Origin of the sequence: Microcystis sp. M169S2, from assembly GCF_020245865.1 — a bacterium.
GTDB classification, from domain to species: domain Bacteria; phylum Cyanobacteriota; class Cyanobacteriia; order Cyanobacteriales; family Microcystaceae; genus Microcystis; species Microcystis ichthyoblabe_A.
Genome location: NZ_JADBUB010000238.1, coordinates 1 through 10,828, shown reverse-complemented (window position 1 = coordinate 10,828; position 10,828 = coordinate 1). Strand labels below are relative to the sequence as shown.

The 10,828-nt window shown below is 43.9% G+C and carries 8 protein-coding genes and 3 pseudogenes; 6 read left to right on the top strand and 5 right to left on the bottom strand.

The window, feature by feature from the left end:
• Nucleotides 1–244: 244 nt before the first annotated feature.
• Nucleotides 245–1,048, top strand: a pseudogene (locus tag IM485_RS21200) (IS1 family transposase).
• Between the two features lie 137 nt (nt 1,049–1,185).
• On the opposite strand, the gene IM485_RS21195 reads toward IM485_RS21200, so the two are convergent.
• The gene (locus IM485_RS21195) at nt 1,186–2,385 is read right to left on the bottom strand and encodes a lipid-A-disaccharide synthase-related protein (protein ID WP_287745410.1); all 1,200 of its coding nucleotides are present in this window, start codon (nt 2,383–2,385) and stop codon (nt 1,186–1,188) included.
• Nucleotides 2,386–2,724: 339 nt separating this feature from the next.
• Here IM485_RS21195 and tsaE point away from each other — a divergent pair, with 339 nt between their 5' ends.
• Together tsaE and IM485_RS21185 are read left to right on the top strand one after the other, a co-directional pair.
• Nucleotides 2,725–3,195: a tRNA (adenosine(37)-N6)-threonylcarbamoyltransferase complex ATPase subunit type 1 TsaE gene (gene tsaE / locus IM485_RS21190; RefSeq protein WP_012264480.1), complete on the top strand. Its 471-nt coding sequence runs from the start codon at nt 2,725–2,727 to the stop codon at nt 3,193–3,195.
• A 351-nt stretch (nt 3,196–3,546) separates the two neighbouring features.
• A pseudogene (locus IM485_RS21185) lies at nt 3,547–3,666 on the top strand (tRNA (guanine-N1)-methyltransferase); the annotation flags it as partial.
• A 268-nt stretch (nt 3,667–3,934) separates the two neighbouring features.
• On the opposite strand, the gene IM485_RS21180 reads toward IM485_RS21185, so the two are convergent.
• From IM485_RS21180 to btpA, 3 genes are all read right to left on the bottom strand, one after another.
• Nucleotides 3,935–5,173 carry a DNA cytosine methyltransferase gene (locus IM485_RS21180; protein WP_287745407.1) on the bottom strand — a complete coding sequence of 413 codons (1,239 nt, stop codon included), beginning with the start codon at nt 5,171–5,173 and terminating at the stop codon, nt 3,935–3,937.
• A gap of 115 nt (nt 5,174–5,288) precedes the next feature.
• A complete protein-coding gene (locus IM485_RS21175; protein ID WP_287745406.1) occupies nt 5,289–6,275 on the bottom strand; it encodes a vitamin K epoxide reductase family protein in 987 nt (328 codons plus the stop codon).
• A 172-nt stretch (nt 6,276–6,447) separates the two neighbouring features.
• Nucleotides 6,448–7,299: a photosystem I biogenesis protein BtpA gene (btpA, locus tag IM485_RS21170; protein ID WP_002776905.1), complete on the bottom strand. Its 852-nt coding sequence runs from the start codon at nt 7,297–7,299 to the stop codon at nt 6,448–6,450.
• A 180-nt stretch (nt 7,300–7,479) separates the two neighbouring features.
• Between btpA and rimO the strand changes: the two genes are divergently transcribed.
• From rimO to IM485_RS21155, 3 genes are all read left to right on the top strand, one after another.
• A complete protein-coding gene (gene rimO, locus IM485_RS21165) occupies nt 7,480–8,793 on the top strand; it encodes a 30S ribosomal protein S12 methylthiotransferase RimO (RefSeq protein ID WP_104395735.1) in 1,314 nt (437 codons plus the stop codon).
• Between the two features lie 41 nt (nt 8,794–8,834).
• Nucleotides 8,835–10,274, top strand: coding sequence for a DEAD/DEAH box helicase (locus IM485_RS21160; protein ID WP_104395734.1), 1,440 nt, complete (start codon nt 8,835–8,837; stop codon nt 10,272–10,274).
• Nucleotides 10,275–10,499: 225 nt separating this feature from the next.
• Nucleotides 10,500–10,706, top strand: a complete 207-nt coding sequence (locus tag IM485_RS21155) for a helix-hairpin-helix domain-containing protein (protein ID WP_238141856.1) — start codon at nt 10,500–10,502, stop codon at nt 10,704–10,706.
• Here the strand turns inward: IM485_RS21155 and IM485_RS21150 are convergent.
• Nucleotides 10,703–10,828, bottom strand: a pseudogene (locus IM485_RS21150) (IS982 family transposase); the annotation flags it as partial. The gene IM485_RS21155 and the pseudogene IM485_RS21150 overlap by 4 nt on opposite strands.

The window sequence follows — 10,828 nt, the reverse complement described above, 5'->3', positions numbered from 1 at the left end:
GGTAGTGATCCGATAGTAGTGGTGAGCTATCTTGCTTATCTAGCCTGAGTTGTGTAGAATATTGACTAATAAAAATAATTACCTGACAAATGTCAAGAATTTGCTTTTTATGATTGCTGTTTTTATCAATATCTTCTCTTGGACTATTAAATTTTAGTTGGATTGCGATGAAGATTTAGAACAGAATCTTCTAACAAAAGATTCACAAGCTTCAATATTTCGTTAATGTAGTTCTTGCCATACCATCAAAAATGGTTCTACACATAATCGCAAACCCAAACGTAAGGGTAAAGATTGTGGTCAACCGTTTGTAATTAATCCTAGTAATAAAACCGTCTCTAACGAAACCCCAAAATTAATAGAACTACTGATGCTAGAAAGAATTTTTCTGCGAGGTATTGCTGGGGTAACTGGAGTTAGTTGGTCATGATTACAAAAATATGTTAATAATAAATTAAGCCAAGTCCCTAGCCAAGTAAAAGTTACAGACAAATCTAAAAGCAAATTAATCATAGAATATGATGACTTATAGTCATTCGTATTTTGTAAGAAAATCAAGGTATATAGCGTTTCTGATTCAGAAGAGGTACATTTCCGATACTGAACAGCTTAATCGGCAAAGGTTTAAGTGTGCCGCACAGATGCGAGAACCGCTATATATTTGGTTAGCTATCGATAGAACTAACCGAGAAATAATTGGTTGTTATTTAGGAGATAGAAGCCGTGAATCAGCTAAAAAGCTCTGGAAAAGTCTTCCAGGAGTTTATCGACAATGTGCTGTTGCTTACACAGACTTTTGGGAGTCATATAAGACAGTAATTCCTCGTAAACGTCATCGGGCAGTAGGGAAAGAAACTGGTCAAACTAATCCTATTGAAAGATTAAATAATACCTTTCGACAAAGGATTTCTCGGCTGGTGAGAGAGAGTCTATCTTTCTCTAAAAAAATGGAGAATCACGTTGGAGAACCCTTTGGTATTTTATCCATGACTACAATGCACAGCAAAGCCAAGGATTAAGCGGCGTTGCTGAATCAAGGTATGAATGACAACCTTGCACCCATCCAAAAGTTAGTTTGGGTCTAGGTTTTAAAAATCCCACAAGAGAAGATTCATATCTCAAATCAGCAACGCCGATTAAGCCACCATCACTACTATCGAATCATCACCAATCTTGCTTAGGTACTTAATGGCAAAAATTGCCTAGTAACCATTGGGCAATGCGATCGGAGGCACCGGCTGACCCCATTCTCTGACGACCATTAACGGCGATTTCTTGCCACTTTGGGGGATTTTGTAATAAATATTCTAACTTGTCTGCCACTGACTCGGCACTATCGCCCAAGAGAATTGAACAGCCTAATAAACGCTGTTGCAGTTTGGCAAAATGAGCAGTAAACTGTGGTCCAGATCCCGCAATTGTGATCGCTGGTTTACCCAAACCGACGAACTGTTCCGTGGCAGTTCCCGCCATGGCGATCGCTAGATGGCAACGGCCTAAATATTCGGCGTAATCCCTTTGAGAAATAGTTATAAATACTTCTTGACAAATAAACTTATTTATGCTATGTTCTCGCCAACCCTGGGAAGTTAAAGCAGCCGTAAAAGATTGCAAGGGGAGAGAAGGAGCGATCGCCGCCAAAAATTCCAGCTTGTAATCGGGAAAACGGCCGATCATGGCCGCCACAGCTGCGAGAATTTGCTGCCAATTGTGGAGAGATTCGGGAAAGCGCGAACCGGGTAGCAGCAAAATAGTTAGGCAATCTTGGGGAAAATCGCCCGTTATCGAGGGTAAAAGGTCATCCATCATCGGATTACCCCCATCGACAACAGGGATTGACCACTGTTGTAAAATTTTGCTAGTTAAACTATCCCGGGGAAAAACCCCCCGACAGCGAGGATGAGCCATTAACCAGCGTTCCCAAGGATAATAATAGGAACCCCAGAGGCGATCGATCATCGAGCTACTATCTAACCATCCCTGCTCATCCCGGAGATAGTATTCCGATTTAGCCGTTCCCACAAAAGCATAATCTGTCCCGCTCAACCAAGCAAGGGCAAGGGGTAAGATATCTCCCACCGCGACAATTTTTCCCCCTTCTTGGCCCCAATTTCTGACCAGACGGTATTGACGGGAGGTTAATCCTAATAATCCCTCCCGCAGATCTCGCCATAATTGTTTGGCATCCCTGGTGATAAAACCCCCAGAGGGCATTTTTTGACCTCGATCGAGAAGGGGAATCCCCAGACGAGTATAAGTATAACCGTTACCCACTAGGGGTAAAGCAGTAATATCCGGACAGTGGGGAGATGATTGCAGTCTTTTAATAATCCGGATCGCGATCTCATCTTCACCGTGGCCATTACTCAAAAATAATAATTTCACTTTTTTTCTTAACTTCTGGCTTAAAGTCCTAAACTTCGGTTGTTTTATTCCCTTCGACCCTAGACAATGCTGATGGTTAGGGAACAATCAATTTTATAAAAGCAGTTAACCAACTCCCATTTAGTCTAATCTACCAGAAGGTTTCGCCGATCGCTTATCTCTGTCTTGATGGCGACCATTTGACCAAAGGCAAGACTAAGAGATAAGAGATGAGTTTAACTGCTTCTATTTTTCTCGATCAAAAGACCAAATTTAGCCCCCCAGAGCCAAGAAGGTCAGAAACCTGCTCTGATCGCTATATTAGAATCAAGTGATTAATTGGCATCCTAGCGGAAAAAAATGATTATCGACTTACCCGATCGAGAAGCTACTGTCAATTTAGGGGAAAAACTGGGGCAAACCTTGGCCTCTGGCAGTGTAATTTTATTAAAAGGCGATTTGGGAGCGGGAAAAACCACCTTAGTACAGGGAATTGGCTTAGGATTGGGTATTCAAGAGCCTATAGCTAGTCCTACCTTCACCCTCGTTAACGAATATAACGAAGGCCGCCTTCCTTTGTATCATTTGGATTTGTATCGTTTGCAGGGTCAAGATATCGAGGCGCTGTACCTAGAAAATTATTGGCAGGGAATCGAGGTAGATTTAGGGATAGTGGCGATCGAATGGTCAGAACGTTTAACTTTTTTGCCAGAAAATTATCTAGAGATTACTTTACTCGATCGAGGTGAGCAGGGACGACGAGCGCTGCTCAATTTTGTCGGTGGGGACGAAAAAAATAGCGACCCCACAGGAATCGCTATCAGCACTTGACTCTTTAAGCAATCAAACTTTATCGGTAACTCTGGGTATCTAAGATAGATATTGGGTTCGATCCCCCCTTAATCCCCCCTTGATAAGGGGGGAACTGATAGTTTTTAACATCTAACTACTTATAAGATGTAAAAAAATAAATATTTTTTCACCTTTAATTTGCCGTTCTCACGGGGAAACTATCAGCTTTTCAGAGACATAATACTAAAAAAATCAGAAATTTCTGCTAATTTCACACTTTCTTTAGATTTATCTTCTATCTTGATGTCTGATGGATTTTGGCAGTGGTTAACCCTTTCCGCTCCTACGTGGAAAAAAAGAAGCAATCGAGTGTTAATTATGAGATGAGCGATGCAGGAAGAAAAAGCGATATTTAATATCAATAATACTTTCTATAGACCGGAGAGTAAAATCGTCCGAGATTTAGGAATTTTAGGGGCGGCAATTGTCAAAAAAGAGCGGGTAAGTTTGATCGAGCCACACACTCTAACCTAGATAGGTTATACTAAGATTGTACGCACATCGCAGTCATCTCGTTACAGCGTTGGCTCTTCTGGTTTTTGTGTGCAAACGGGGTCTATACTGATAGTTTCTTCAGCAAAATAGTCCTAAAATTCTTTCCCAGTGAACATTTCACGATTCTATAAGCAAAAATTATCACACAAAGTCGATAAAAGCCATTTTTCTCTCTTTGTCAACCCCTAGACCTGAATATTTACCTATTTACTTTTAGTCAAAATTAATTAACTTCTAACCCCGGAATGCTTAACTGTTCAGTTTTTGGCTGTGTTTCCCCCAGATAATCCCCTTGCAACATATTAATTAAACAGCCACCAAGATGATAGGCCATATTCACGGGAACCGCGTTACCAATCTGTCGATATTGAGAGGTTAAATTACCGGTAAATTGCCAATCATCGGGAAAGGACTGCACTCGTGCATATTCTCTCACAGTCAGAGGACGAGTTTCTTGGGGATGGCATCTTTCTGTTTGGGTTTGTGCAGGACTACAGGTAATAGTTAAAGCTGGTTCATCCCAAGATAATCTTTTAGCATATCCTGTCCGTCCGCCGTGATTTTTGAGACTATTTTTCATATATTCTTTTTGAATATCCATCGGCAAATTCCGCCAATTTCCTCCTGCGGGAACTAAGGACATAATCTCTTTTTTTCTTTCTTTATATTCTACTCCTGGAGAACTTGGACAATTCTCTAGAGCTTTTTTTAGAGAAATAGTATAGTTTTTATATTGGGGAAAAATGGGTTTAATATTTAGGTCTTGACGGGTGGCGATAATAATTAATCTTTCTCTTTTTTGGGGAACATCGAGAAATTGGGCTGATAAAACTTGATAAGCAGCATAATAACCGATTTCCTGTAAAGCTTGCAGCATTAATTGGAGAGTTTCTCCTTTTTTATTGCTTAATAATCCTCGAACATTTTCGGCCATAGCGATTTTAGGTTGCACTTCCTGTAAACAACGAGCAAACTCAAAAAATAAGCTCCCTCTCAAATCTTCTAATCCTTTTCCTAACCCAGCATAACTAAAAGGTTGGCAGGGAAAACCTCCAGCTACAATATCTATTTTGTCTCTAAAATCGGAAAATTTAAGCTTTTTTATGTCTTGATTTATAACATTCCATTGCGGTCGATTGAGTCTTAAAGTATTAACACAATCTTGGTTAATTTCCACCAGTAATTGCGTTTTTATTCCCGCATTTTCTAAACCTAAAGCCATACCACCACAGCCAGCAAATAATTCAATAACTGTGTAATTAGTTGGCTCAACAGTTTGTAAAATTTTCAATTCTCTGGAGGATTGGTTATTTTTAAGATTGGTTAATTGCTCGAGATCAAATAACCAATCAACTTGATTGATTTTCTGACCTTTGATTAATTTTTTCTTTTGCCATGTTAGTATTTCTGCGGTAGTTACACCGAGAATATTAGCGGCTTTTTGTAGATTTACCTGAGTCATAAGCAATAATTAGCAACTTATCTACGTTTTTATTATAAATCAAAGTAGCTAAACTTAATAAACAACAATAAAGGCTGAACAAGGTTCAGCCTCCAGTATAAATTTTAACTCTTTCCTACTTACGTCCCGGAACTGTATATTTAAAATTCATCGGGCCGGTATAACCAGAAATCTCCGCTAATTTCTCTAATCTTTGGGTTCCCGAATATTCTTGACCCTTAATAATCCAAGTGGGGAAACCTTTAATTCCGGCATCGCGACAAGCTTGGGGATTACCATTAACCCCTTGGGGATCGCATTCGATATAAACCCCTTCTTTTTTGAGGATTTCTCCCGCTTCCTTACCAAATAACTGTTTTTGATCGTAACAGTGGGGACACCAAAAAGCCCCGTATTCTTTCGCACCAATTGCTTTTAAATGTTGAGCCAGGGCAATTTCTGCCTCTCCCGAAACCGTGGTTACTTCCCAACCGTAGGGGGGTGTAGCCGCTGTCATTGGCCGGGTAATTTCTTCTTTTCCTCCTGTCACCGTCGGGGAATTTACTCCCGCATAAACCGCTAAAGTTCCCACCAAAGTAATCATCGCCACCACAACCATCGGCAGTATAATTTGTCCTAAACTTTCCCATTCGCGACCGACAATTGTGAGAATTAATAACGTTAAAGCGAACAAAGCCGAAGTGATGCAGTAGGGACACAATTCCTTTAATTCCGTGGCTAGAATATACATTAGATAACCACTAAATACCGCCATCGCCGTCGCCCCCGCTAACAGCAATAACCAAGTATTATTTTCTAAACTTTTGCGGAGATTTTTCTGAGTTTCCCCATTAATAAATAGAGGACTGAGGGCAAAAACCGCCATGGCAATATAGGCCAAAAAACCGAACAAACTCAAGGGCAGCCCGAAAACCGTAGCGTAGGGACTATTAAGAACACCAGTACAACCAGCCCCATCACTAGCCCCGGCGGTACAGGCTGCAGCCCCTCCCGTCAGTTTGGTAATGGTTAAATAGCCGGTCAGAATCGCCCCCACGATCGAAACGCCCCCAATTAGGGGACGGGAGTAGCGATGAATCCAAGGTACAGAACGACGACGCATAATATTATTTAGATTAAATTACAGCAGAATTCAGGAGTCAGGAGGTAAATCGAAATGTACTTTGTCGAAAGGAAAAATTCCCTAACCATATTGTGTTAATTAGGACGTTTTCAATTCCTAAAAACTTAGGATCGCACCACGGCTGATAACTATCCGCCATTCTAGCAAGGGGTTATGTGGACAGAGGCAAAGAAGGCAGAGAATTATTAATTTTTGCCTTTTGATCGTTGATCTGCCGGGCCGTTTCCACAAATTGCGACACCCGGATCGGATCCACTGGTTCAGTAATTTTGCCATGACGCTTGAGGGAACTAGCCACGATCACCCCATCGGCAGCCGGCAGCAACCGCCCAATATTGTCCAAATCAGCCCCGCTGCCGATAAAAACCGGTGTTCCCTTGGCCGCCGCCACTGCCAGTTCCAAATCCTCAAAACTAGGGGGGCTACCGGTGGACCAACCGGAGAGGATTACCCCGTCTGCTAGTCCCCGTTCGATCGTATCTTGCACTGCCGTAGTCAGATTAGGAGTTCCCAGGGGGCGGGCGTGTTTAACCAAAACATCCGCTAAAATTTTGACCTCAGACCCCAATTCGCGCCGATAACGCAGGAGTTCGTGGGCCTGACCCTCAATAATGCCCTGATCAGTGGCCATAACCCCCGTTAGCACATTAACCCGAATAAATTGGGCATTGACACAGGTAGCGATCGCTAAGGCACTATGGGCATCATTGCGGAGAACATTAAGACCAATCGGTAAGACCACCAGATTTTTAATGCGATCAACAATTAAAGTCATGGCACTAACCACGGCGGGATCCACCTGTTGCTTAGTAAAGGGGGCATCAAAAAAATTCTCGATAATCAAACCATCAACACCACCAGCAGCCAAAGCCGTCGCCTCCTGTTCAGCCCGCTCGATCACCGTCTTGAGACTACCACCCCAACGGGGGGAAGTGGGCAGGGGGGCGAGATGAACCACGCCAATAATCGGGTTTTTTGTCTTGAAAGTTGCAATTAAGTTCACAGCGTCTACTACTCTTAGCGTCCCCAACCATGCGCCGCTCACCCATTTTAACAGGGTGAAGGCCTAGCCACGGGCCCCCGGGGGGAAATTATTTTAACTGCTAATGATTTTATCAAGTCCGGAATCCGTTAAAATGTCTTAACATTAAATAAGTTTAAGATTTGGTTGATACTCGATCGCATGGGCAATAAGCCAACCATCGCCATCTCACACCTAGGCTGTGAGAAAAACCGGATCGACTCCGAGCATATGTTAGGACTGCTGGCCAAGGCCGGCTATCCCGTAGATAATGACGAGGAGTTGGCCGATTACGTTATCGTTAATACCTGTAGTTTCATTCAAGCAGCTAGAGAAGAATCCGTTCGCACCCTCGTGGAACTGGCGGAAGCTAATAAAAAAATTATTATCTCCGGCTGTATGGCCCAACATTTCCAAGATGAACTCCTGACGGAATTGCCGGAAGCCGTGGCCATTGTCGGCACGGGGGATTATCAGAAAATCGTCGAGATCGTCGAACGGGTAGAGACGGGAGAACGAGTCAAAGAAGTCAGCACCGATCCCACTTTTATCGCCGATGAAAATCTGCCCCGTTATCGCACCACCAGCGAGGGAGTCGCCTATCTGCGGGTGGCCGAAGGCTGCGATTATCGCTGTGCTTTCTGTATTATTCCCCACCTGCGCGGCGATCAGCGATCGAGATCGATCGAGTCGATTGTGGCCGAAGCGCGACAATTAGCCAGCCAAGGAGTCCAAGAATTAATTCTCATTTCGCAAATAACAACCAATTATGGGTTAGACTTATATGGCGAACCCAAATTAGCGGAACTCTTGCGAGCGCTGGCAGAAGTCGATATACCTTGGATTCGCGTTCACTACGCTTACCCGACCGGGTTAACGCCAAAGGTTATCGAAGCGATCCGAGAGAGCCCGAATGTTTTACCCTATCTAGACTTGCCGCTACAACATTCCCATCCCGACATCCTGCGGGGGATGAACCGTCCCTGGCAAGGACGAGTCAACGATGGCATTATCGAGCGGATCAAGCAAGCTATCCCGAACGCGGTTTTACGAACGACTTTTATCGTCGGTTTCCCCGGAGAAACCGAGGAACATTTCAGCCATCTGCTGGAATTTGTCAAGCGTCATGAGTTCGATCACGTCGGGGTGTTTACCTTCTCCGCCGAAGAAGGTACAGCCGCTTTTGGCCTGCCCAATCCAGTGCCACAGGCAATTATGGACGAACGCCGCGAAAGGTTGATGTTAACTCAGCAACCAATCTCGGAGCGCAAAAATCAAGCTTATATCGGTCACACTGTCGATGTTCTCATCGAACAGGAAAACCCAGAAACAGGAGAATTAATCGGGCGTTCCGCTCGTTTTTCCCCAGAAGTAGATGGCTTGGTTTATGTGACAGGGGAGGCGATTCTAGGTGCGATCGTACCGGTCCGAATCACTGCGGCCGATACCTACGATCTCTACGGCGAAATAGTCTAATTTTTCGATTTTTCTAATTTAATTCCCACAAAACAACCCTTATGACCACTGGTTTCAACAATTTAGGTTTATCCGATAGCCGTCTTCAACACCTAGAAACGCTTGGATTCACCACCCCCACGGAAATTCAAACCAAAGCCATCCCTCTCCTTCTAGAAGGGCATGACATGGTAGGAATGTCACAAACGGGAACCGGCAAAACCGCCGCCTATTCCCTGCCTTTACTGGAACGCATGGACACCAAAAATCCTAACGTTCAAGCTTTAATCCTCACCCCCACCCGGGAATTAGCCCAACAGGTGGCCAGCGCCATCAAAGATTTCTCTGATGATCGTCGTCTCTTTATCCTGACAGTCTGTGGTGGTCAATCCATGGAACGTCAGATCCGCAGTCTGGAAAAAGGTGTCCAGATTGTGGTCGGGACTCCCGGCCGGGTAATTGATCTGCTCGATCGCAAAAAACTCCATCTAGAATCCCTAAACTGGGTAGTCCTCGATGAAGCGGACGAAATGCTCAGTATGGGTTTTATCGATGATGTTAAGAAAATTCTGCAAGCATCCCCCTCCACCCGTCAAACCGCCTGTTTCTCGGCAACTATGCCCCGGGAAATCCGCGATTTAATCGCTAATTTCTTGAAATCTCCCGTTTCTGTGACGGTTTCTCAACCCCAGGCCGCTCCTGCTAAAATCGAACAGAAAATTTATCTGATCCCTCGCGGTTGGACGAAATTAAAAGTCCTGCAACCCCTGTTAGAGATCGAACCCCTAGAATCGGCGATTATTTTCGTCCGCACCAAGCAAACCGCGGCCGAATTAACCAGCAAACTGCAAGAAGCGGGACAAACGGTGGATGAATACCACGGTAACTTAAGCCAAGTGCAACGGGAACGACTGGTGCAACGTTTCCGCGAGGGCAAAATTAAATTAGTGGTAGCCACGGATATCGCGGCCCGCGGTCTAGATGTGGAAAATCTCAGCCACGTTATTAACTATGATCTGCCGGATAATGCCGAAACCTATATTCACCGCATTGGCCGCACCGGCCGCGCCGGTAAAACGGGAACTGCTATATCCTTAGTAGAACCGATCGATCGGCGTTTATTACGTCAGATTGAACAGCGTTTGCGTCAACGTCTGGAATCTAGTCCCATTCCTAGTCGCACCGAAGTAGAAGCAAAACGCCTGACTAAGCTGCAAAATCAGCTGAAAGAGGCTTTATCGGGGGAACGGATGGCTTCTTTCTTGCCTTTAGTGCGGGATTTAAGCGCAGAATACGATCCCCAAGCGATCGCGGCTGCTGCCCTGCAAATGATCTATGATCAAAATTGTCCCCAGTGGATGAAAACCGATTGGGAAGTTCCCGCACCGACGAGCAGTAAACCAGTGATTAATAAAACTCCCCGCAGTGGTGGTAGTAAGTACCCCTCTAAGTCGAATAACCGTCCTTCCCTGGACAAAAAAATCGTCTTTCAAGAACGTTAATTTTCACTTCTTGAATAGATAACTTTAAGAGTTGATAGACCGTTTTGGTTCTGTCAACTTTTTTTCTGTGTATAATTCATAAAAACTACACATCGAATTCCTCCTTTTTCCCCTTTTTTAAGGAAACGTCGAAGCTAGGGGGATCGATTCTCACCAGACATCGACCAGCTAATCTAGGCCTGAAGATAACTGCTATAATCTACTTATCAATAGTTAATAATTTCGATGAATCGATCGCAACTTATCCACAGGCAAAGCTGGTTAATTAAATATTTGCCGGGGTTAAGTGACCAAGATTGCCAAAAATTAAAGGATTGCGGTATCGACACCACCGCACAACTTTTGCAAAAAGTTCGTCCGCAATTGGGTAAGGAAAAATTAGCAGTAAGAATGCAAACTCAGGCTAAATATATTAACCTGAGTTCGGGTTAAGCAGATTGAGGTAAAACCCAGTCCATTTGGAGGGAGGGCTTCTTGGGTTGGTGACAGTAAGCAATTAAGCCACACAAGACGTTGACACAAAAATTGACCGGGCTTCGGTGACGAGAATGTTC